Annotated in this window: 32 protein-coding genes and 1 tRNA gene; 20 read left to right on the plus strand and 13 right to left on the minus strand. The window is 63.0% G+C overall.

Going from position 1 to position 21472, the window contains the following annotated elements; genetic code table 11:
• Positions 1-131: 131 nt before the first annotated feature.
• From H0485_RS17570 to H0485_RS17610, 9 genes are read right to left on the minus strand one after another with little or no spacing between them, the layout of a single operon-like run.
• Complete coding sequence (locus H0485_RS17570; protein ID WP_226937249.1) at positions 132-743, minus strand: hypothetical protein; 612 nt, start codon at positions 741-743, stop codon at positions 132-134.
• Positions 740-1651 (minus strand): hypothetical protein, encoded by a 912-nt coding sequence (locus H0485_RS17575; RefSeq protein WP_226937250.1) that lies wholly within the window; start codon positions 1649-1651, stop codon positions 740-742. Before H0485_RS17575 ends, H0485_RS17570 begins: the two co-directional genes overlap by 4 nt.
• A gap of 5 nt (positions 1652-1656) precedes the next feature.
• On the minus strand, positions 1657-1857 hold the full coding sequence (locus H0485_RS17580) for a hypothetical protein (RefSeq protein ID WP_226937251.1): 201 nt from the start codon (positions 1855-1857) through the stop codon (positions 1657-1659).
• Positions 1858-1861: 4 nt separating this feature from the next.
• Positions 1862-2521 (minus strand): hypothetical protein, encoded by a 660-nt coding sequence (locus H0485_RS17585; protein WP_226937252.1) that lies wholly within the window; start codon positions 2519-2521, stop codon positions 1862-1864.
• Positions 2521-3366: a DUF1376 domain-containing protein gene (locus H0485_RS17590; RefSeq protein WP_226937253.1), complete on the minus strand. Its 846-nt coding sequence runs from the start codon at positions 3364-3366 to the stop codon at positions 2521-2523. The genes H0485_RS17585 and H0485_RS17590 overlap by 1 nt, the downstream gene beginning before the upstream one ends.
• Positions 3366-3848, minus strand: coding sequence for a hypothetical protein (locus H0485_RS17595; protein ID WP_226937254.1), 483 nt, complete (start codon positions 3846-3848; stop codon positions 3366-3368). Before H0485_RS17595 ends, H0485_RS17590 begins: the two co-directional genes overlap by 1 nt.
• Positions 3845-4264 (minus strand): VRR-NUC domain-containing protein, encoded by a 420-nt coding sequence (locus H0485_RS17600; protein ID WP_226937255.1) that lies wholly within the window; start codon positions 4262-4264, stop codon positions 3845-3847. Before H0485_RS17600 ends, H0485_RS17595 begins: the two co-directional genes overlap by 4 nt.
• Positions 4265-4266: 2 nt before the next feature.
• Positions 4267-4914, minus strand: a complete 648-nt coding sequence (locus tag H0485_RS17605) for a DUF2312 domain-containing protein (RefSeq protein WP_226937256.1) — start codon at positions 4912-4914, stop codon at positions 4267-4269.
• On the minus strand, positions 4914-5093 hold the full coding sequence (locus H0485_RS17610) for a hypothetical protein (RefSeq protein WP_226937257.1): 180 nt from the start codon (positions 5091-5093) through the stop codon (positions 4914-4916). Before H0485_RS17610 ends, H0485_RS17605 begins: the two co-directional genes overlap by 1 nt.
• A 397-nt stretch (positions 5094-5490) precedes the next feature.
• Between H0485_RS17610 and H0485_RS17615 the strand changes: the two genes are divergently transcribed.
• The 20 genes from H0485_RS17615 (at position 5491) to H0485_RS17710 (ending at position 15134) form a co-directional block, all read left to right on the plus strand.
• Positions 5491-6069 (plus strand): LexA family transcriptional regulator, encoded by a 579-nt coding sequence (locus H0485_RS17615; protein WP_354002456.1) that lies wholly within the window; start codon positions 5491-5493, stop codon positions 6067-6069.
• Complete coding sequence (locus tag H0485_RS17620) at positions 6066-6278, plus strand: hypothetical protein (protein WP_226937259.1); 213 nt, start codon at positions 6066-6068, stop codon at positions 6276-6278. Before H0485_RS17615 ends, H0485_RS17620 begins: the two co-directional genes overlap by 4 nt.
• The gene (locus H0485_RS17625) at positions 6275-6778 is read left to right on the plus strand and encodes a hypothetical protein (protein ID WP_226937260.1); all 504 of its coding nucleotides are present in this window, start codon (positions 6275-6277) and stop codon (positions 6776-6778) included. Before H0485_RS17620 ends, H0485_RS17625 begins: the two co-directional genes overlap by 4 nt.
• Complete coding sequence (locus H0485_RS17630; protein ID WP_226937261.1) at positions 6775-7575, plus strand: DUF1828 domain-containing protein; 801 nt, start codon at positions 6775-6777, stop codon at positions 7573-7575. The genes H0485_RS17625 and H0485_RS17630 overlap by 4 nt, the downstream gene beginning before the upstream one ends.
• Positions 7576-7799: 224 nt before the next feature.
• The gene (locus H0485_RS17635) at positions 7800-7970 is read left to right on the plus strand and encodes a hypothetical protein (RefSeq protein WP_226937262.1); all 171 of its coding nucleotides are present in this window, start codon (positions 7800-7802) and stop codon (positions 7968-7970) included.
• A 55-nt stretch (positions 7971-8025) separates the two neighbouring features.
• Positions 8026-8181 carry a hypothetical protein gene (locus tag H0485_RS17640; protein WP_226937263.1) on the plus strand — a complete coding sequence of 52 codons (156 nt, stop codon included), beginning with the start codon at positions 8026-8028 and terminating at the stop codon, positions 8179-8181.
• 103 nt (positions 8182-8284) lie between these two features.
• Positions 8285-8509 carry a hypothetical protein gene (locus H0485_RS17645; RefSeq protein ID WP_226937264.1) on the plus strand — a complete coding sequence of 75 codons (225 nt, stop codon included), beginning with the start codon at positions 8285-8287 and terminating at the stop codon, positions 8507-8509.
• Positions 8506-8700, plus strand: coding sequence for a hypothetical protein (locus H0485_RS17650; protein WP_226937265.1), 195 nt, complete (start codon positions 8506-8508; stop codon positions 8698-8700). Before H0485_RS17645 ends, H0485_RS17650 begins: the two co-directional genes overlap by 4 nt.
• 109 nt (positions 8701-8809) lie before the next feature.
• Entirely contained in the window at positions 8810-9187 is a 378-nt protein-coding gene (locus tag H0485_RS17655) for a hypothetical protein (protein WP_226937266.1), read from the plus strand.
• The gene (locus H0485_RS17660) at positions 9184-9465 is read left to right on the plus strand and encodes a hypothetical protein (RefSeq protein ID WP_226937267.1); all 282 of its coding nucleotides are present in this window, start codon (positions 9184-9186) and stop codon (positions 9463-9465) included. Before H0485_RS17655 ends, H0485_RS17660 begins: the two co-directional genes overlap by 4 nt.
• A gap of 12 nt (positions 9466-9477) precedes the next feature.
• Entirely contained in the window at positions 9478-10221 is a 744-nt protein-coding gene (locus H0485_RS17665) for a hypothetical protein (RefSeq protein WP_226937268.1), read from the plus strand.
• Complete coding sequence (locus H0485_RS17670; RefSeq protein ID WP_226937269.1) at positions 10218-11390, plus strand: recombinase RecT; 1173 nt, start codon at positions 10218-10220, stop codon at positions 11388-11390. The genes H0485_RS17665 and H0485_RS17670 overlap by 4 nt, the downstream gene beginning before the upstream one ends.
• 56 nt (positions 11391-11446) lie before the next feature.
• Entirely contained in the window at positions 11447-11713 is a 267-nt protein-coding gene (locus tag H0485_RS17675; RefSeq protein ID WP_226937270.1) for an HU family DNA-binding protein, read from the plus strand.
• A 65-nt stretch (positions 11714-11778) separates the two neighbouring features.
• Positions 11779-12021 (plus strand): hypothetical protein, encoded by a 243-nt coding sequence (locus H0485_RS17680; RefSeq protein WP_226937271.1) that lies wholly within the window; start codon positions 11779-11781, stop codon positions 12019-12021.
• A 178-nt stretch (positions 12022-12199) separates the two neighbouring features.
• Positions 12200-12409 (plus strand): hypothetical protein, encoded by a 210-nt coding sequence (locus H0485_RS17685; protein ID WP_226937272.1) that lies wholly within the window; start codon positions 12200-12202, stop codon positions 12407-12409.
• Positions 12410-12518: 109 nt separating this feature from the next.
• Positions 12519-12689, plus strand: a complete 171-nt coding sequence (locus H0485_RS17690) for a hypothetical protein (RefSeq protein WP_226937273.1) — start codon at positions 12519-12521, stop codon at positions 12687-12689.
• Positions 12690-12697: 8 nt separating this feature from the next.
• Positions 12698-12982 (plus strand): hypothetical protein, encoded by a 285-nt coding sequence (locus tag H0485_RS17695; RefSeq protein WP_226937274.1) that lies wholly within the window; start codon positions 12698-12700, stop codon positions 12980-12982.
• Complete coding sequence (locus H0485_RS17700) at positions 12979-13296, plus strand: hypothetical protein (protein WP_226937275.1); 318 nt, start codon at positions 12979-12981, stop codon at positions 13294-13296. Before H0485_RS17695 ends, H0485_RS17700 begins: the two co-directional genes overlap by 4 nt.
• Positions 13293-13928 (plus strand): hypothetical protein, encoded by a 636-nt coding sequence (locus H0485_RS17705; protein ID WP_226937276.1) that lies wholly within the window; start codon positions 13293-13295, stop codon positions 13926-13928. Before H0485_RS17700 ends, H0485_RS17705 begins: the two co-directional genes overlap by 4 nt.
• 153 nt (positions 13929-14081) lie before the next feature.
• Positions 14082-15134, plus strand: coding sequence for a tyrosine-type recombinase/integrase (locus H0485_RS17710; RefSeq protein ID WP_226937277.1), 1053 nt, complete (start codon positions 14082-14084; stop codon positions 15132-15134).
• A 67-nt stretch (positions 15135-15201) separates the two neighbouring features.
• Here the strand turns inward: H0485_RS17710 and H0485_RS17715 are convergent.
• The 4 genes from H0485_RS17715 to H0485_RS17730 form a co-directional block, all read right to left on the minus strand.
• Positions 15202-15277: transfer RNA gene (locus H0485_RS17715), tRNA-Trp, on the minus strand.
• A 521-nt stretch (positions 15278-15798) separates the two neighbouring features.
• Positions 15799-16983: a hypothetical protein gene (locus H0485_RS17720; RefSeq protein WP_226937278.1), complete on the minus strand. Its 1185-nt coding sequence runs from the start codon at positions 16981-16983 to the stop codon at positions 15799-15801.
• Positions 16984-17108: 125 nt separating this feature from the next.
• A complete protein-coding gene (locus H0485_RS17725) occupies positions 17109-19268 on the minus strand; it encodes a hypothetical protein (protein ID WP_226937279.1) in 2160 nt (719 codons plus the stop codon).
• A gap of 8 nt (positions 19269-19276) precedes the next feature.
• Entirely contained in the window at positions 19277-21355 is a 2079-nt protein-coding gene (locus H0485_RS17730) for a DUF7507 domain-containing protein (protein ID WP_226937280.1), read from the minus strand.
• Positions 21356-21472: the final 117 nt, after the last annotated feature.

Genomic DNA, 21472 nt, shown 5'->3' on the forward strand with positions numbered 1-21472 from the left:
ATCGCGTGCGGGGCTGCTGGCCCTGTCCCCAACTCCGCCAGTGGCCCTTGCGATAGCCGCTGCTCCTGGCTCGCCCGTAATACTGGGGGGCGACGGGCGAGCATTTGCAGCGTTCAAATTCATTTTGTCAGTCATTTGTGCTCATCCATGCTAAAGCGCGGCCACTTGCCCTTGAAACCCGAGGGCGGGCCGACATCGTTTGGGTCAATTCCTTCGGAAATCATGCGGGCCAGCGCTTCGGCCTGCCGCGCGTCGTAATCGGCCCAGATCGCAGCCTGACCAACCTCTCGGGCGCACCAGCCCCAGTGCTCCCGGGAGCGGTCTGCAAAGCCGTGATACGCCAGCGATTGCTGCCACTGCGTCACATAGCTGGGCCACCAGCGTTCCAGCTTGCCGCCGAGGCCAGATTTCGCCGCTGGGGCATCGATGTGCTCCTCGACCAGCTGGATCACCTCATCGACCGAAGCGCCACCGGTGGCCATGCTGCGAAATCCAGTGCAGGACCAGAACAGCGAGCCGGGCGGCTGAACGGTATAGGTCGATGCGCCGAACGCGCTGACGATCAAGCAGGGGATGCCCCGGATTTCGATCTCAACCGGATCAGGGCTGTCCTCGTAGATCTCCATCGAGTACGCGGCTTCCCCATAGGCGCGGGTCAGCACCGTGCGGCGTGGGCGAGGCACATAGACCACGGGTTCCGGCTTCGGCTCCCAGAGGTCCAGCATGGAGAGTTGCTCGCTCATGCCTCCCCCTCGCGAGTGATGGCAACGGTATCCGTGGCGCGGGGCCTCAGCGCCTCAAGCACCTCCTGCCGGGAGAACCGGGCGGGCATCGTGCCCTTGCGCCCGACCAGCAGCTCGAAGCGCATCTTGATGAACTGGGGCGACCAGCCATTGATATCGGCGATCTGCATCACGGTCTGGCCGTCGAGCGCGCGCTCCAGCATGTCGACCTCGAGTTCGACACCCCACCCGGCCGGATACGGCAGCGCCCTCAGGTGAGCGGCAATGTCACTCCCGGATACCCCGTCCTGCCCCGCAGCTTGCGCAGAAATGGCCCCTGGCGCTTTTTCCACATCAGGGGTGCGGGCAGTGTCAGGCGCGCCGTGGGCGGCCTTCTTGGCGCGAGCAGCCGCAAGCGCCTCCACCTCGGCTGCGATCCGGGCCTTGAGGGTCGTCTGCATGCGATACCGGACCGCCTCGACGGTGCGGCCAGTCAGGAGCAGCGAGGCGGCAGCGGCCTGATCCTTGACGGTGGCGCCGATCATTTCGATGGCGCTGGCCACAACCAGATCGTCTTCATCGCGGGTCCAGACCTGCGGAAGCGCGGGCTTGCTGTTCGCCGGGCGCGGCGCGGCCTCCGGGGCAGCATGCATTTTTTGCATATTGCTCGAACCGGTGCTCACCCCCGAGGAAATCGGCTCATTCCCCTGCGCTGGAAAGGCTTTATGGGTGGCGCCAGGCTCAAAGGAAATCGGTCCAGCGACAACCGCCCGAACCGTTACCGCCGGAATGAGCGTGGCCGTCAGTGTGACCGGCACATCCTCGCCCAGCTCGGCACAGCGGCGGGCCTCCGCAATGATCATGTCGCGGATCAGATCGGCCGAGAACTCACATTCGATCTGGCGGACTTCGCGGATAATCGGTGTCATTTGCATCAGATCTCCCCTGTCGGTCTGCGCCACGCTTTCGGGCGCTTGATGGTGTGGGTCAGGTGCCAGAAGCCGCAGTGCGGGCAGCGAAACGTCGTGTTGCCCTTCCGCTTGCTGGCGACCTTCTGGGCGGTCTTCGGGCTGCCGAATGGGTGCTTGCCCAGGCAGGCGGCTTCGACCGTGGTGTGGCGCGCGGGCTCAGCCATGGGGTCACTCCGCAGCGAAGGCATCAGCGCTGTACGGCGCGCTCTTGTCGGGGATCGAGGCATCACGGTGCTGACGCTCGTCATTCCGCTGGCCCCAGACCTGCCGGGCGGCCTCGTGACGCTCTTTCGCCTCGGCCTCCCAGCGGTGGGCGGCGTTGAGCGCGGACTGGCGGGCCTCATCAGTCGGGTGGTTGCTGCCAACCCGGTTCCAGAAGGCGCCCTTGCGGTATCGCTCCATCGTCTCCCGGCTGACCAGGCGCTCGGCGATCAGCTCGACCGCGCCGCGACCCCAGAGCCAGTCCTCGCCGACCGGCTCATTCGCGGCCATCTTGCGGGCGGTGATCGCGACCTCCCGCATGTCGGCTCCCGAAAATGCCGGGCCGGTGGGGTTTGGCGCTTCCTGTGTCGCGATCTTCGCCGCGTCCCGGATTTCCTTCTCGGTCGGCCACATCGAGCCGCAAATCTCACCGAGGCGGGCCTCGAAGTGGGGCCACCACGCGGTTAATGCCTCCATGTGGCGGGGCGCGTTGCGGATCAGGACCGCCAGCAGAGCGCCGATCTCGTCGGCCTGGGCGGCGGGCTTATCCTCAAACCGGCGCGGCATCTGCTTGCGGCTCAGGAAGCGGGTCAGGCGGGATTTCAGGTCGGCTTCGTGGAGGCTCATCAGGCGCGTCCTTCGGCTTCGAGTTGAGACATGATCGCGGCGATATCGGGCTGGACGGATCGGGTCGGAGAGGCGCGAGGCCCCTGCCCGGCGGTCGGTTGGAGCGGGGCGGCGGTCAGCTGGCCGGAGAGGCGCTGCATGGCTGGCGTGAAATATTTGAAGCTGCTGGCCGGCCCGTCTGGCTTACCGGCGGTGATGCGGCGCAACTCATCGAGGACCGCTGGCAGCGTCAGGCCGGGCAGCTCCAGCCAGCGGCGCGCCTCGGCCATGTCACCTTGGCCACCGATGAATTTTGAGGGACCGACGACGCCGTCCGGACCGACGCCCATGGCGGCGAGGATCTGCTCCCGGTCGGCCGGGTCTTGCTGGGGAAATTTGGGATCAGGAACAGCCTCGCGCTCGCACGCGCTACCACCACCACCCTCTTTCTTATCTGTATCTGTATCTGTATCTGTATGGTTGAACGCCTGTTGAACGGGCGTTGCATCCGCCTGTTGATTTTGTTGCCTTTTTTTGGCGCTTGCTTTTCCGGCCTTGGATGCATTTTTCAGATCGTTCGCACGACTTGAAATTTCGATTTCGGCACGATCATTCGAGAGCATGCCTTCAGCGAGGTTCAGCTTGCCCAGAGCGATCAGTTTTTCGACCGTTTTGGTGAAGGTGGCCTCGCGCATCCCGCAATAGGTCGCGAGACGCAGAACGTTGAACTCGACCGGCCCGTTTTCCTCATAGATCAGGCAGAGGAGCATTTGATACAGACCCACTTCCTGCGCGGACATGCCTCGCACGCCGTTCATGAAGTCAGCCGGATAGAACTTGAACCAGGGGGCCGTGCGGTCTGACATTATGCGATCTGCCTCCAATGCTCAGCGGCGGCGCGGCTTTCAGCGGCGGCCGTGCGGGCCATCGCAGCCGCCAGCTGGAACTCGCGATAATCGGCAATCGTGCGGCCAGGGCGATGCCTGCTGATGCCACGCCCTGCAGCGCTCATGCCCATTCGGTGAGCCTTCATGTGGACCGCGGCCACCGTCACGCCGTAGTGCAGGGCAATTTCCTCAGCCGTCACGCCAAAGACCCAGAGCGCCGGGAATTCGCTGTCAAAATGATCGCGTGCGGCGCCTCGCAGGACGCTGCGAGATGGCAAGCCTCTGGCCTTGGCGCGCATCTGGACAGCCTTCGCTGATATGCCGAGGGCAGCGGCCAGATCATCCATCTTAAGGCTCATATCGTGCCAGAGGCGTGCGAACTCTGCCCGCGTGACCTCTTTTCCACGGTGAGGGCGTGATCCCTTTCGGTCCTGCTGATAAGCGATCAGGTGCTCGATCATGGCAGCACCACCTTCCGGGCGCCCGGCTGCTGCCAGATCCCCCATTCGTCCAGCTTGGCAGCCACATCTTCAGGCGAGCGCACCACGGCGACCCGATAGCCCAGCGTGGTGAGCCGCTCGTGCAGCTCGCGCTGATCCTTGTCCGGGTAATTGCCGGGGGCTTTGACCTCAAAGAGCATCGGCCCGATGTTTGCCCAGGGCAGCACGATCAGATCGGGGAAGCCTTTAACCGTGCCATTCTCGCGGTTCTCGGCGATCTGCCGCGACAGCTTGTATCCGGAGAGGCCAATCGCATTCGGGCTGTGATGGATCAGAGCATCAGGCAGCGCGAGGCGCAGATAATCGAGGATGCTCCGATGGATCGGGCCCTCAATGTCGCGCGGCTTTGCGCGGGATTTTCGCAGGTTCACTGGCATGGTCACTCCATCCCCAGCGCGTTCATGTAGGTTTCAAGGATGGCCTCGGCCTCAGCCCGCACTTCCGGATCCTGCCGGCGCATGACGACGATCTTACGGACCGCCTTGGCGTCAAAGCCCCGGCCTTTGATCTCCGCGAAGATCTCTTTGATCTGGCAAGCAATGTCGCGCTTCTCGGCTTCCATCTGCTCGATGCGCTCGATGAACTGGCGCAGTTCGTCGGCAGTGACGCTGAACGCCCTGTCCCGCACAGCCAGATCGGCCTCGGTGTTTTTCATGGGGGTTTCGCCCTTGAAGTCGGCCGCGCCACCGATGCGGATTGAGGCAAAATCACTCATCCGGATATGTGATGGATCGGCATCCTCAATCGGCCGGATGATTGACCTGATGAGAGCGGTTTTATCCTGCGATGCTGCGATCTCATCCCAGCGGGGTGTGAGGCCTGCCCAGTAGGCATTGACCTCAGCCATCCGTGACAGGTCGCCGCGCAACTGCGGGTAGTCGGCGAGAAACGCCTCGCAGCGCCCGAAGTCATCAGCATCATGCGGGTAATCCCCGCCTTGCTTCCCGATGCCAAGCAGGTGGGCCGCGATGCTCTTTGCGGAAGCACCGCGGATCGAGATGGTCTCTTCCGGTGAATGGTCACGCATCAGCGCTGCCCCTTATCTTCCGGCCCGCAAGCAAGGATCGCGCGGTTGATCCGCTGCAGCTCCTCGACGGCCTGTTTGAACGCTTGTGAATTGCCGCGCAGAAGCGCGCGGTGCTTGGCAGTGAGCCAAGTCAGGCGCTCGGCCCCGAGGTGTGCAAGGAGCCGGGCGCGGTCGGTCATGGGGTGGCCCGTATCTTTTCGCCAGGGACCGTTTGTTGAGCGGGGGACAAGTCAAAGAAATCGTCCGGTGACAGATCAATTTCACCACGTTGCGCAGCCGCCATGAGGCGCGCTTGGGCATCAGTGGGAACTAGCCCGCCGGTGCCGCCCTTCTGTTTTGGGTGGCGCCATTTGTGGATACTTGGCGCCGCACGACCAGTAATCTTCGATACAGCAGCAACGCCGCCACACTTCTCGATTACGCGCGCGGCGACTGGGGAGACATGAAATGTGATCATGCCGCACTATCGATTTTCAATAGTTTTTAGTCAAGCCTCTTCTATCGATATTCGAAATTACTAACTATCGAAATTCGACATACCTTTTGCGGATGGATATGGACTGGCTCAGGACACAAATGGAGGCCCGCAACATGTCGCAACGCGACCTTGCGGCAACCATCGGCATAACAGAACAAATGTTTACGAACGTCATCGCCGGTAGGCGGCAGTTCAAGGCATCCGAGGTGGACGCAATACGCCGCACATTTGGCTACCGCCTGCCGGAAGACCCCTCCCCAATGATCGCGGTCGCTGGCCATGTCGGCGCTGGCGCTCATGTCGATCTGGTTGATGCCTATGAGAAGGGCGAAGGCCTGTATCGCGTAGCCTGCCCTCCTCAGCTTTCACCGCGCGGGATCGTGGCCGTTGAGGTCGAGGGCGACAGCATGGCGCCGATCTTCACGCCGGGCACAGTTCTGTTTTACAGCCGCGAAACCATTGGCGTTCCGGTCGAGGCTATCGGCCACATCTGCGTTTGCGAGGATGAAGCTGGGAAAGCCTGGGTAAAGGTGGTCAAGACGGGCAGCCAGGAAGGCACGTTCAGCCTGATTTCGATAAACCCTGAGGCCGAGAACATGCACGGCGTCCGGCTGAAATGGGCGGCGCGAGTTAAGCTCAGCTTGCCGCCGGAGATGGTTGAGCGGGTGGACGCATGACCAAGGGCGACAAAATCACCGCCGAGGCCGCCCTAGACGCCGGAGCGCGCCTCATCGCCGATCTTGTCGGCGGCCTGGTGACGACGCCGGAGGGCCGCGAGGATGTGGTGCTGGATCTGATCGCGCAGCTTTCGCGGTCACGCGATGGGCGCGAGGCCGAGACGGAGATAATGCGTCGGGCCGTGGAGAGGTTGAGGGGAGAGGGATGAAGATTGGCTTCAGCCACGTCAGGGATGATTTAGCGATCAAAAAGCAGGTGGTTCGCGACACAGGATGGAAGGCTGACGATTTACCCCCACGCTATAGCGCCTTTCCGAACACGCGCCCGGCTTCCCCTCGATGGGAGTGGAGGTGTTTCATTTTATCCTGCGACGATGGCAGGAAGTTTAAGCTCCTGATCGAGGCATCACCAGCCTATGGAAGATGGAAAGCATGCCTCATCAAAGTCCCGGATTCCGGCCCGCCTGTAGCCATCATGCGATTTGAGGATCAGCCAGGTAAGAATGGAGGCGGTGTGCACATCCACGCTCACTGTGATCAAATTTCTGACCTATGTGGTGCGGATTCCATAAAAATGCCCTATACTCTGCCAGACCATAGGCGGTATCGGCGGCGTAGAGCTGGATGGACCAAGGCCCTGTTCTGCAAGGCTGCTGGGGCATTCTTCAGAACCGACCCGATTGTTGACCAAGAGGAGATGGCGCTGTGAGCGCGATCAGTGGCGTGAGTGCTGCACTTAAGGGCGCGATGTGTGGCGCCCTGGAAGTTACCCCAGTGCCGATTGGCTATGCCATCAGCACCGGCTTTGTCATGCCTGACGGTGATTTACTGTCCTTCTACCTGATAGATAACGAAGACGGCACGTTTTCCCTTGAGGATGATGGCATGACCTTGCCAACCGCAATCGCAAGCGGGCTTGATCTCAAATCTCCCGTTCGGGAGGGCCTCCTGCGAGGAATGCTGACCGACGAGGGTGTTCGGTATGATGACGATCTGACAATCCGGTCGGAGCCAGTTCTTGAGAGCGAGATAGGGGCCGCTGCCCTTCACTTCATTTCAGCCCTAATCAGGACGCGCGATTTGACGCTCCTCAGCAGGGAAAACGTTGCCGCCACCTTCGCGGATGATGTTCGGCGCGAACTCAGCACAAAACTGCCCCCCGGGCTCACAATTTCGGATGATGGCAAGCCAACCGATTCTAGCGGCCCCGACATAGTGATCCGCCAGGCGCAGACTGGCATCACGGTCGCGAGGGTTTTTGCGGCAGGTGGAGATCTGCGACTTATGGACGCCTTGGTAGACTACCAAGCCATGGGTGACGGCGATTCACCCATCATTGCCGTGGTTGACCGCCGGAAGGGCCGAGTGACGGACAGGAGGCTCAACACCGCGACCAATCGAGGGCTTCCGATGGCCGTACTCGATGGGGCGAGTGATGAGTGGGCTGGCCGCGTCCTCGGGCTGATCGGGAAATCAGACACAGCGATAACTGCCAGAGCACACTGATCACTGAAACATAATATAGAAGCCCGCTCCGGCGGGCTTTTTGCTGTCCGCCAGCTGGGTGCTGGCGAGGCGCCGGCGGCACCCGGCTATCGACTACAGCAAGCTTCATCAGAAAAACTATCTGAAATCGATATTTACTCCTTGACTAATCGCTATCGTTTTTCGATATTCATCTCAACGGCAGCGACATAAGGGCCTGCCGGATCCACGAGATGGAGTGTAAAATGCCCGTAGTGATTGTTACCCCGGCCGGTCTGGCCGCTTTCGCCTCTCAGCCGCCCTCGGTCGGCCTGAATGTTGAGGAATTGCAGGACTGGCTCGCCTCTCTTAGGGTGAGCCTGCCTCTGCCCCCTGCGCCGGTTTGTGCCGCTCGTATCTCGCAGAAACATGGCTGATGGGTCTCTCTTTCCCATCGCCGACCTGAACGCTCCTGTCCCTGGGGCGCCGGGAGTGACCACCCGAGACCTCCTCGGACGCCGTGCCGATCTGGCGCTGGGTGACGCGGAGAAAGACGCCTGGTGCGCAAAGTGGGGCCGCTGGCACAACGGCCGCCTCATCTTCCCCCAGATGATCGACGGAAAGACCGTCTACGACCTGACCGATTAACCGCAGCGGGGCCGCCTGTCCCCTGCCTCACTGGCCCCGGTTCGCCGATGGCTCCCGCATTTGCGGGCCGGGGTCGCTTTTTCTGAATTCTGGAGAACCCGCCATGTGCGACGAATGCTCCTACTGCTGCCGCCCGGCCTTTGAGGCTGGAGAGCTGCGGCTGCGCCCGACAAATGACCTGATCTGCAGCGACTGCCATTCGCAGATGCTTGGCGCGAATGACACTGACTGGCCGAGCCTGCTGACCGCCGACGACCTCGCCGCGATGAACGAGGCTGCGCAGGACGACAAGGCCCACGCCATTCGTGACCGGAGGGCCGGGCTGTGAGCGTGATCGATCCCCGCGAATTCTCCCGCGCTGCAGGACGCCACCCTGTCCGCAAGGCCGCCATCGGCCCGCTGCACGTGGCGATCATCACCTGCTGCGCCGCAACGCTCACCGGCCTGATCTGCCTCGATCCGATGAATATCGTGGTGGAGGCCCTGCACCCGGAATTCAGCGATGAGGCCTGGCCGTGATCGCCCGCCCTCCCCTGACCGACACCCAGATCCGGGCCGCCTTCTGGCTCTCGTACCTGCTCGGCGGCGACCTCGCGCTCATGATCTCCGTCGCCTGGCGGGCGATAGCATGATCCGCCGCCCCTCGACCTCCGCGCAGCTTTACGCTTGGCACCGTTCGGCGCTGATCAACCCTGATCTTCCCCGTCAAGACGGCCTGCCTGAATGCGGCTGGTATAAAACCCGCCTCATCCGCGGCGGGCCGTGGGTGCCGGTCGAAATCAGCATTCAGCGTGAGATTGATCCGGAAACCGGCGAACTGACCGGCCCGGAGCGCATGGCTTGCGAGGTTGATGGCGTCCGCCGGGAGCCGGCCTCGATCTGGTCGCACCTCACCCCCATCACCCGCGCTGAGTTTTTGGCGCTGACAGAGCGCCGCGAGGCGATCCCCGCAATGGCGGCCACGATGGCCCGCCTCGATCTGACCGAAAGGGCAATCAGACCATGAGACTGCAATCGCTCAATATCAGCCTGAAGCACCCCTATTCCCAGCCCAGTGAGAGCAACCCCTACGAGGCGAAACTGAGCGTCAGCTACAACGATAACACGATGCAGGTGGCGCTCTCTTCTGAGACCTGCTTCCGCATCCTCCAGTTGGCCGGCCCGGAAATCGTGGCCGCCGCTCAGGTGCAGGTCGATGACTTCGTACGCACCGCCATCGCTGTTTCCACCACCCCCGCAATCGAAGGCGTCGCGCAGCGCCCCGACTATCCGATTGGTTTCTGAGGAGCGCTTAGCATGAACGATATGAGCCCTATCGCTGGCCTTGGCCACAATCACCCGCCCGGGCCGAGCCTGCCTGAGGATCTGCAGGCGAAGCTGCGGGACTTCCTCGACGCCGGCGGCGCCTGGCTCGATCTGAAAGAGATCGAAACGACCGAGCAAAGCCAGAAGGCCGCCGATTTCGTGACCGGCGCGCGCACTGTCTTCAAGGCCATCGAGGCTGAACGCGTTGCCCAGAAGAAGCCGCACGACGACGCAGGCAAGGCGGTGCAAGCCTTCTTTACGCCCTTCCTCGACAAGATCGATCGCACCGCCGACGCAGTGAAGAAGCTGCAGGCCGCGTTCCTAAAGAAGCAGGAGGCCCGCGCCGAGGCTGAGCGCCGCGAGCGAGAGCGCAAAGCGCGCGAGGAGGCTGAGGCTGCAGAGCGCGCCCGCGCCGAAGCCGAGGTTCGCAACGATATCTCCGGCATGATCGATGCCGAAGAGGCAGCAAAGGCGGCCGCGAAGGAAGCAAAGGCGGCCGCCGCGCCGGTTCAGGTTTCGGCGCAATCCGCCACCGGCGCAGGCCGCACGATGAGCCTGCGGAAGACGTACAGCTGCACTGTTGTTCAGCGCGGACCCGCCCTCGCCCATTTCCGCGACCACCCGGAAGTGATCGCCCTGATCGAACGCCTCGCGACCGCCGAGGTGCGCGCCCAGAAGGGAGAGAAGGTCGCTCCCAACGGATTTAGACTGAATGTAACGGAGACCGCAGCATGAGCGCGCCCGCCCTCAAACTTCAGGCCACACCTCTGCGGCAGGTGGATAGCGTCAAGGGCCTGCTGATGAACCAGCAGGCGCGCGACCAGCTCGCCGCTGTAGCTGCGCGCCACATGAACCCCGAGCGCATGATGCGCGTGGTCGCAAATGCGATCCGCACCACACCGAAGCTCGGCCAGTGCGAGCCGATGAGCTTCCTTGGCGCGCTGATGCAATGCGCCAGCCTCGGGCTGGAGCCGAATACCATCCTCGGCCACGCCTACATGATCCCTTTCGAGAACCGGAAGAAGGGCGTCACCGAGGTTCAGGTCGTCGTCGGCTATAAGGGTCTGATCGATCTGGCGCGCCGCTCCGGTCACATCAGCAGCCTCTCGGCGAATATCCACTATTCCGACGATGAACTCTGGGAATACGAGGAGGGCACCGAAGCGCGCCTGCGCCACCGGCCGGGCATGCTTAAGGGTGAGAAGCTGCACGCCTATGCCATCGCGAAATTTACCGATGGCGGGCACGCTTATGTGGTCCTGCCATGGGCGCATATTATCTCCATCCGTGACGCCTCGCAGGGCTGGCAGACCGCCAAGCGCTTCGGAAAGACCGCCGACAGTCCCTGGGGCAAGCACGAGGATGAAATGGCGAAGAAGACCGCTATTCGCGCGCTGGCAAAGTACCTGCCCCTGTCGGTCGAGTTCATGGACGCAATGCAGGTCGATGATGCGCGCGCCGATTACCGGGCCTTCGCCATGGACCCGACGCAGGGCGTAACAGTCGAAGAGGACGGCGAGACCATCGAGGGTGAGGCAGAGCCCGAAGCGGTACAGCAGCAGCTCTCAGATGAGCGCGCGACCCAGAGACCTGTCGAGCAGGCCCGCGCGAAGGCCCCGGCACAGCAGCGCAAGCGCACTGACGAAACGCCTTATACCGAGATGGCGGACAGGCCTGCTGCGGAGCGCGCTGCTGACCCCGAGCCCGTGGCGGATGATGCCTCTCCGTTCCAGAGCATTGTCGATCGCATCGCTGGCGACCTGCTCGACGGCGCGAAGCCGGAGGAGCTGCTGGCCGGATTTGCCCCGGAGATTGCAGCGATGAAGGCACAAGCCCCGGGCATTTACGAGAACCTGAAAAACGAGATCGCGGGCTATGCGCCTGATCTGATCGGCACCTTCTGAGACCCCGCGCCGGGCGGCTCCCGGCACCCTTCCCCAACTGAAACCACGAGGAAACCATGAGCAAGCTCACCAAAGCCGATATCGTCAAAGCCATCATCGATGACGTCGGCATCAACAAAGCGCAGACGAATGCCGTCCTCGACCGGCTGGCCTCACTGGCGAAAAGCGAGACCGATGCGGGCCGCCCGTTCACCCTGCCGGGCGTCGTGAAGCTGACCCAGAAGCACCGCGCCGCGCGTACAGCGCGCAACCCCAAAACCGGGGAGGCAGTCCAGGTCCCGGCAAAAACCGTTGTCACGGCCAAGGCGCTGATCGCCGCCTGATCCGGGGCGTTCTGGTGACCGCCCCCACGCGGGGCGGCATCCAGAGAGCCAGATGGAGAGAGACGATGAAAGAGCTTCTGGTCAAGATTGACCTTTCCGCCAAATCCGACAGCGAAGTCAGCGGCGCATTCAAGCTTGATCATATTCATGCCGAGGGTGTCACGACAATGCAGCTGATCCAGTATCTCGTGCGTGAGCTTAGTCCGATAGCCAGCAACATGGGCGGCTTCCTCAACGAGGGATGCGGATTTGGTGTGATCATGAGTGGCAACGAGGTGACCGTGATCGGCATCAAGGAAGCCGCATGACCCTCCACTGCCTCAAAACCGGCCACCACTGGCCCTGCGCCAGCATCGCAGACGGTGACGCCCGCGCAATGGATCTGGGCCTCAAGGATTACGAGATCACGCCCGCCGGAACAGCGCCCGTGACAATGCGGGAAACCACCACAGAGAGCCGGGAGCGGCTGAGATATGGGAGAGACGGATGAAACTCACTGCAAAAGTAGGTGCCTATTCCAGTGTCGTCGGCAGCGCTGTCCATATCCATGAGGATGGGACCCGCTTTGCCGGTCAAGTCGCCTTCATGTGCCAGACCGACGCGCTGCGCGAGAAGGATCTGCAGATCGCGATGAGCGAGGCAATAGCCTCCGCACTGAACGACCTCTTCGCCGCCCGCACGGAGGCCACCCCATGATCCCGCTCACCACGGCAGACTGCCTCGCCCCCGCCGCCGCGTATTTCGTCGGCATCCTGACCATGGCCTATGCGCAAGGGAGGGGGGAGTGATGATGGATCGACCACGCATGGTGATGAAGATTATCCGCAACTGCCGGGAATGCCCGCACGGCAGCTATTACAGCGGCGGCGCTTACGAGTGTGCCGCCATGGATTTCAAGAGGTTCCCGGATCGCGAGGCGGGCGATACGGTGCAGCCTTGGTGCCCGCTCGACCTCGCGCCCGCCAGCATCACATAGGAGGCAGCATGACCACCGAAACCAAAGAAGCCGTCGCCACCTGCGAGACCTGCCGCGCCCCGATCTATGAGGGTGAGCAGGTTTGCACTTTCTACGCTGACGTGAGCTTCTGCGTCGCCCATGCAGTGAAGCGCTCGGACGAGCTGCAGATGCTCAACGAGACGGTAAGGGGCTGGCATTCCCCATATGAGAACAGGGATTATGACGAGGCGGATCTGCTGCAGCGCGTGGCCGAGCTGGAGCTGCAAATCGCGCGCGAAGGCGACGGCCCGGCCGCGCTGGTGACGGCATGACGGGCCGCATGGATGCCGAGGCGCTGCGGGCGCTGGTCGATGCGACCGATCCCTGCGTCTTCTGCGACGGGCGTGGCCATGAAATGTGCGGCTACGCGGATGCAGAATGCACCTGCGGCAGCGAGACGGAAGATTGCAAATTCTGCGACGGCAAGGGGGCCGTGGTCAGCAGCGCTGCGACATTGAAGCTGGAAAAGGCATCGCGGGCCCTCGCCGCCGAGGTGCTGGAGCTGCGCGCCGCGCTGACCCGTATTTCCCGCACCATCATCGTTTCAGAGTGCCAGCAGATCGCGCGGGAGGCGCTGGGGGAATGACCGGGCAAAACCGAAGCGCGGCCGTCATGCAGCAGCGTTCAGAGCCGCACGACAGCCTGGACGATTTCCCGACGCCCCCCTGGGCAACGCGAGCGCTGCTGGAGCTTTTAGCTGCGCGCGGCTGGATCGGCCCGGATCAGACCGTAAGAGAACCCTGTGCGAACCGTGGCCACATGGTCCGCCCGCTGGCCGAGTTCTTCGGCGCGGTAGATGCGTCAGATATCCACGATTACGGGGCTGGCTATCCGACCTTCGACTATGTGGGCATGGAGGTGCCGGAGGCGGTCGATTGGACCTTCGCGAATCCGCCGTTCAAGTTGGCCGAGAGGTTCATCCAGCGCGCCCTGCTGACCAGCCGCGTAGGTTGCGCCGTCATTGTCCGGTCTGCCTTCTCAGAAGGCGTGGGCAGATACACCGACCTGTTCAGTAAGACGCCGCCATCCATCGAGCTGCAATTTTCCGAGCGGGTGGTGATGCACAAAGGCAAGCTATCGGCCAAGGGCAGCACAGCCACGGCCTATTGCTGGATGGTCTGGAAGCACGGCCACAATCTGCCTCCGGAAAAGGGATGGATTGGGCCATGCCGGAAGCGGCTCGAGCGGACCGACGATTATGAGATGGAGGGAGGGTGAAGATGGGAAAGCGCCCAGACCTTACTGAGGCGGCTATTCGGCGACGCATCAAGGCCGGTCGAGCTGAAGACCCGCGCGCGGTGGTGGAAATTGTGCAAGATGGAATCACCACCAGATATCTGCCCGAGCCCGTAGAGGCTCCCGCAACACCCTATGACCAGTGGAGATCCAAGCGCGATGCGCGTCATGCTCAAGGGCATTAACCGTCTGACTAAACGGCTCGCCAGCGGTGAGCGCGTGACTTATTTCTATGCGTGGAAGGGCGGCCCCCGGCTCACTGGTGAGCCGGGCAGCGCAGAGTTCATCGCGTCATACCAGGAGGCCCACCGGCAGAAGGCGCAGGCCCCCGCTGGCACAATCCAGAGTTTGCTGAACCAGTATCAGGAAACGACGAAATGGACTGACCTCGCTGAGCGCACGAGGAAAGATTACGTCAAACATATTCGCCTGATCGAGCGCGAGTTCGGGGATTTCCCTTTGCCCGCATTGACCGACCGCCGCACCCGCGCTGACTTTCTTGCCTGGCGCGACCAGATGGCCGTGAAATCGCGGCGGCAGGCCGACTACACCTTTGCCACGTTCGCGTCGATCCTCGCATGGGCCTATGATCGCGGCCTCACGCTAGCGAACCCCTGTGAGAAGCCCGGGAAGGTCTATCGAAGCGGGCGCGCAGAAAATGTGTGGACAGATGCCGATGAGGCAGCTTTCAAAGCATCAGCTCCGCCGCGCCTGTGGCTGGCTTACATGCTGGCAGTCTGGACCGGCCAAAGGCAGGGAGACCTGCTGGGGCTCACGTGGAGCGCTTATGACGGAACCCACATCAGACTGCGACAAAACAAGACCGGCCGCCGCGTGGTGATACCGGTCGGCGCGCCTCTGAAGGTGCTACTGGACGCCACGCCAAAAGCAGCCGTCACCATCCTGACCACAATCACCGGCACCAGCTGGACCAGTATGGGATTCAGCGCCTCGTGGCGAAAGGCCGTAGCTGCCTCACAGGTGACCGGCCTGACATTTCACGATCTACGGGGGACCGCCGTGACCAGACTGGCCATAGCTGGGTGCTCCGAGGCAGAGATCGGAACCATCACCGGGCACAGCCTGCGGGACGTGGGCGCCATACTGGACGCGCACTATCTGAGCCGGGATTCACGGATGGCGGACAGTGCAATTCGCAAGCTGGAAGCGCATAAATCGCGAACATAGCTCCCAACTAATTGCCCAACTGCCCCTAACTGGTCAGCTGCAACGTTGTCTAAGCTATTGAGAAGATTGGCAGGGGCAGCAGGGCTCGAACCCGCGACCTACGGTTTTGGAGACCGTCGCTCTACCAGCTGAGCTATACCCCTGTCGTGCGGCCTGATTAGGGTCTCTCGCCGGGGGCGTCAAGCGGCTTTCGCCGGAAAAAACATCCCTCGCGCCAAAAGTTCACCCCGGGCCCTGCCCTGGCGGAATGCCGAGCAAAAGATAGCAGCCGGGCCAGGCAGCCCATCGCCGCATAGGGCTGTTTTCTCAACGCTTCCCTCAGCTTACCCGAACCACTCCCGGCCCTGCAGCACCTCTGCCCGCGCCGCCCGGACAGAATCATCGCCCGGGCAAGCGCCTGGCATTGCCCGGCTCCGCAGCCGGAACCACCCGCTCGGGGCGGGGTGATCCCATCCCGGAGTGAAAGACACCGCCGGCGCCTGCACCCCGCCACCCGGATCCGGGGCGCGCTCTCTGCCCAGGCCAGAACCAAAGGCCCTGTCAGCGGCCAGAAAAAATCCGCCTGAGCCACAGCTGCGGCTCAGGCGGAATCAATGGCCAGGCAAGGCCAGATCTTTGGCGGCCGGCCCTTGCCGTGCTGTTCACACCGGCAGGACCAGCCTTATCAGTAGGTGGCGACCAGGTTGATGAAGAAGCCCTTATCGTCCTGGACCAGATCGGTCAGATCATCGGAGAAGCGGCTGAAATTATAGCCCGCCCCCAGCATATAATGCTCGCCGATATGCTTATAGCCCGCCACCAGCAGACCGGACTGGTCCAGCTCGGCCTGCTGGGTGCCAAGATAGCGCCCCTCAATCAGCAGATCCCAGCGATGCGGCAGGTGATAGCGCGCATTGAGCACCCCGATATAGGCATCATTATCCGACCAGCTGCCATCGCTGCCCTGGCTTTCAGAGCTGCGGCCGCCGATCTTCGCGCCGAGCGTCCAGTTCTGGGCCACTTTATAAGAGCCGTCGAGGCTGAACACATGGCTGCGCTGACGCGGGCCGCGCAGATCGGTGCCGCCCTGCATCTGCCCATAGAGGTCGTAATAGTACTGATATTTCACCAGCACGGTCCAGCGATCATGCTCGACCGGACGCATGGCATAGCCCAGCACGATATCAGTATAATCGCGGCTGTCCTCGGAACTGCCATCCGAGCGCAGCAGATCGGCGCTGGCGATCAGGCGACGGCTGTCGTCCAGATCATAGCGCAGCCCGCCGGTCAGCAGCACCGAATTCTCGACCCCGGTCGCGCTGCCGCCCTCCTCTTCGTCCTGGCGCAGCTCGATGCGGCCCTTGACCGCGAGGCCTGCCTTATTGTCATAGCGCGTGCCCAGCGAGAAAGCGCGCCGTTCGATATCGCCCGCGCCTTTGTCATGCACCCGGCCATATTCATAACGGAAGTCATGGGTCAGCTGGCTGTGCTGCAGATATTCCACACCATAGGCGGTGCTGAGGCTGCGCTTGTCGCCAAACATATCATAGCTGGTCTCGGTCATCAGGTTCAGCTGATCCGAGATCTTGCTGCGCCCGCCGAGCACGACCTTACCGCCATCCTCGCCGCTCAGCCGGTCGCTGCTGTCGGTGTCGCGGTCTGCTTCCAGCTCATAGCCGATCCAGGCCGCGCCGCCGGCAGTCTGATAATTCAGCTGCGCCCGGCCTGCCTCACCGGCTGCCCCGTCTGAAATCTCACCGCTGGCCGACCAGCGCTCGCTGATCTGCCATTCAGCGCCAAGGCCGACACGGTCGCCGCGGGCAATATCGCCGCTCTGCGAGACGCTGCCGATGCCATAGCCATAGACCACCAGCTGCTCCGAGAGCTTATAGCGCAGCCGCAGCCCCAGATCATCGCGCGAGCCGCTGCGATCCGGGCGGTCGCTGTCGAGCCGATCCAGATGGTAATAGCCCAGCGAAATTTCCGTGTTATCGCTCAGACGGTAATCCAGCTCGGCCGAGCCTTCGGTCTTCTGATCGGCCAGATCCTCTTCATAGCGGCTGTAGCCCAGCCGCAGGCTGGCCCGGTCTGAAAGCCTGGCCTCAGCGCGATCTCGCCCATGGTCTCATCGCGATCGGTCTGGCGATCCATCGTCGAGAAGCCGGCCTCGCGGGCCTCATAGGACATGCGCAAAGCGCCTTCGAAACCAAGGCCGATCTCGGTCGCATCAAGCTGAGCATCGAGCCGGGTCGCTGCCCCCTCGCCGCCGGTGGCCGGACGCTCGGTCACGTTCATGCCGCCATCCGAAGAGAAGGTTGAGCCATAGCCCGGGCCTTCGCTCTGCGCATGTTCGAGCTGCAGATAGCTGTTCTCGCCAAGCGCCAGCCGCAGATCTGCCCCGGCCGCCGTCTGATCGGCGGTGCCGGTGCTGTCCGAGCTGCCGGTCACGCCAAGCCGCACAGTATCGCCCAGCCAGGCCTCGGCCCGGCCGCCGGTGGAATAGCCGTCCAGATCCTCGAACAGCGGCACATATTCATACTGAACGATCAGATACTGACCGTCATGATCCGGCCCGGCCACAAAGCCCGCATCCTGCACGAAGCTCGACAGCGGGCGGCGCAGCATCACCAGGCCCTGGGCGTAATTGATCTCATAATCACGGCCATGGCTCAGGGTCTGGCGGCTGATCATGCGACCGGTATCGGGATCGCGGATCTCGATCTGCACCACTTCCGAGCCGACCGAGAGATCGCGCTGCGACAGGAAATAGGACGAGCCCCCGGTGGCGCGGAACTGATCACGGCGCGCCATTTCTTCGGGCTGGGCGGCATAGAGCTCGGCGGCAAAACGGGCCTCGCCGCGCGAGGTCTGCTCCGGGCTGCGATAGACGCCCTGGATGCCGTAGAGCTGGCGCTCATTGCGCAGCAGCTCGGTCGAGGTCACCGAAGAGCGGAAATCGCCCAGCATGGCATGGCTGCCCTCGCGCTCGGCCTTCAGGTAAAGGCCGCTTGAGGTCGGCGTATCATCACGCAGCTCGCTGTCATCGCCATAGGTCGGGTAGTAGAGATTGGGATCGAGCCGCGACAGCACCGCGCGCGGATCACGTTTCGTGATATTGCGCAGCAGGTTTTCGAGGTCATCTTCCTGGGTATCGGCCGAGGCGGTGATCTCCCAGCCGCTGGCGGTATGACCATTGGCATAGCCCTGCAGACGGCCATAGCGGATGTCGCGGCCCTGCCCCAGATCCTCAAAGCCGCCGCTGCGCCGCCCGAGCGTGAGATCGGCAACGCCGGTCACGAACCAGTCGCTGGCCGGGATCTCGACCGGGCGGATGATCGTGGTGCCGCGCGCCGAGACTGCCACCTCATGATTGCCCACCGGCAGGATGCGGTTGATCACCGCCGAGCCGTCGCGGCTGGCCGAGACGGTGGTGCCCAGAGCCGAGACCCTGCTGCCCGCCATCAGATTGCGCACATGGACCGTGACCGCCCCGCCCCTGACCGGGATCGCCCGGCTGGCGGTGGCATCGGTGCCGCCGTCTTCGGTGCTTTGCCGCGCCAGCGGCCGCCCGGCCTCGGCCGAAAGCGGCATCAGCGCCGTTTCATCATAACGGCCATTGGCATCATAGACCCGGTAGCTGTAGCTCAGCCCCTTTGCGCCCGCCGGCAGGGTGAGATTGACCTGGCCATTCGGGGCCAGAGCCGCGGTCTGCACCAGGCGCTCACCCTCGCCGGCATAAAGCCGGATCTCGCCGCGGGTGACGAAGGCGGGATAGTTCATCCGGCTTTCAAACTGCACCGCCGCGCCCGAGCGCATCGCCTTTGGCGAGGTGACAAAGGCGTCAAGCCGGGGCTGTGCGCCCAGACCGTCGAAACTGACGGTGACATCATTGCGGTCGAGCCGCAGATCGGCCCGGCGCTCTTCATCGGTATACCCGGCATCTGCACCCTGCGGACGGCCATCAAGGCTGAGCAGGAAACCCGAGGGCGGCAGCACATCCGGCGCGCGTTCACTATTGGCACCGGTGGTCTGGCGGACCGGCTCGGCGGCCGCCCCCGAAAGGGCGGCCCAGAGTGCCAGAGCGGAACTGGCAGTGACCCGGCCGGCAAATCCAAAGCCCCCCGGACGCGACCCGGCAAATTTAGTCATCTTCATCTTCACTCTCACTTGCCGGTCAGCGTGTAGCTGCGCTCGATCAGCAGATTGGCACGACGGCCGCTCCAGCTTTTCACCAGGATTTTCTCGACATTATCCAGTCGCTTACGCGCCAGATCACGGCTTTCGCCCTCTCGCAGGTGATAGCCCAGATGCAAGACCAGAGGCCCCTCTCCCGGTGCTGCCGCAAAGTCGCGCAGCGCCCGGTCCAGTGCGGCCGAAGGCTCGGCCCCCGCGCCCTGGAAGGCCACCGACGACAGATCAAGCCGCACCAGTTTCGACAGGGTCGCCCCGAAGTTCATCTCGGCCGCCTTACCAGCTGTCAGCCGCAAAGTGCGCGGGTTTTCAGTGGTGACGCGGTAGCCACTCGGCAAAGACCGGGTGTCGAGCTTCAGGGTGAAGTTAGTGCCAAGGTCTTTCGGCAATTCGGCACAGGGCACCGAATACCGGCCATGCTGATCGGTGGTGATCACCGTGCCGGTCGGGGTGACCAGACGCACGCCAGGCAGACCGCGTTCGCCCTGCGGCTCTTTCGGCATATCCTCATATTTGCCGAATTTGCCGGTATAGACGTCATCATTGGTCAGCGCCGAGCGATCCAGCGGATCCTGACGGCCATTGTGATTGCGGTCATCAAACACCTTGCCGGTCACATCCGAACATTCGAACACATGGTCCGGCTCGCGCAGAACCGTGGCGGTGGCGGTGTTGGAATTGCGCTCCCCCTCAGGGGTTTCACTCCAGGTCTGGTTGGTCAGCTTGCCATAAGGCGCAAGCGCACTGACCCTGACCTTGAAGCTGACCTTCACCACCGCAAGGCGCGGGATATCGGCAATGCTCCAGGTCAGACGACGGCCCGAGACCACCGGCTCCATCGCCAGGGGCGTGCCCCCGGCAATCGTCACCACAGCCGAATCCGGCGTATAGATCAGACCCTTGGGCAGCATGTCGATGATATCGAGTGCGCGTACGAGGCCCGTCGACTGGCTGGTAAAGCTGAGCGTGTAGCTCACCGTATCGCCCAGCGAGACGCGCTCAAGATCGGCGGTCTTGGTGGCGGTGAACTCTCCGACCATGACCAGATCGACTTTGGTCTCGGAATCGCCGGACACCGGATCGCGCGAGCCTTCTTCCACCGGGGTACGGCCCGGCGGATCGGTGTCGAACGGCGGCGGATCCTTCGGCAGGTCCTCAGGGACCCAGGCCCCCTCCACTCGGGCGGTATTGATCACCTTGCCGGCATCGAGATCCTCCTGGCGCAGCGGATAGCTGCCGGTGAAGTCATGGCTCGCCCCCGGAGCCAGACTGTCGAGCGTGCCCGACCCGTCGAAGCTGAAGCCCGGCAGGGCATCGGTTACGTCAATCTCCTGCACCGTCACCAGGCCGATATTCTCAACCGTCAGCGTGTAATAGATGCGCTGGCCGATCTCGGGCGGCGTGGTCAGATCACGATCATCGGCCACTTTGGTCAGCTGCAGCAGCGGCGTGCCCGGCACGGCAGTGATCGCCTCGGCCTCGGCCGGCAGCGGCGGCTCGATCAGCGGATTATCCGTATCGGGCACCGCATTGGCATTGGCCTTATTATAGACCCAGCCGCGTTCACGGTCGGCAGCCAGCAGCACATAGGCTTCGGCCGGGGTCAGGGTATAGATCAGCGGATCCGCCCCCGGGGCCAGGGTGACATCGGCGCCGAAGCTGTGCGACCAGCTGGTCCCCAGCAGCGGATCGCGGATCACCACATCTTTCAGCGTCACCTGGCCGTCATTATAGACCGCGAAGCTGTAGCTGATTTCGTCACCCCCGGCGTCGAGCGTGCCGGATTTCTCCAGACGCAGCACCGCCTGCGGCACGAGGCCGACAGTGACCTCATCCTCGGCCTCTACTTCCTCGCCACCGAAATCGCCGGTGGTGCGGGCCGCGTTCGGCAGCACACCAGCATCCAGCTCGGCCTGATCAGGCGTCACCGCCATCGGCAGGCCAAGCGTATTGGCATCGCTGGTCCAGATCAGACTCTCGCCCGGATCGAGATCGCCCAGCGGGCCAATCGGATCGGCGCTGCCGGTCAGCCGCTCGTCATTGTCCGCCATCAGCACCCTTGGAACAGTTTGGCGTGATTGCGTAGCGGAGGCTTTGCGGCTCATCTTTATCCCAGTTGGAGTTGAAGATGATGAAGAGCCGAAGGACCGCGCCAGCGAAACCCATGA

Origin of the sequence: Pseudogemmobacter faecipullorum (assembly GCF_020539525.1) — a bacterium.
GTDB classification, from domain to species: domain Bacteria; phylum Pseudomonadota; class Alphaproteobacteria; order Rhodobacterales; family Rhodobacteraceae; genus Pseudogemmobacter; species Pseudogemmobacter faecipullorum.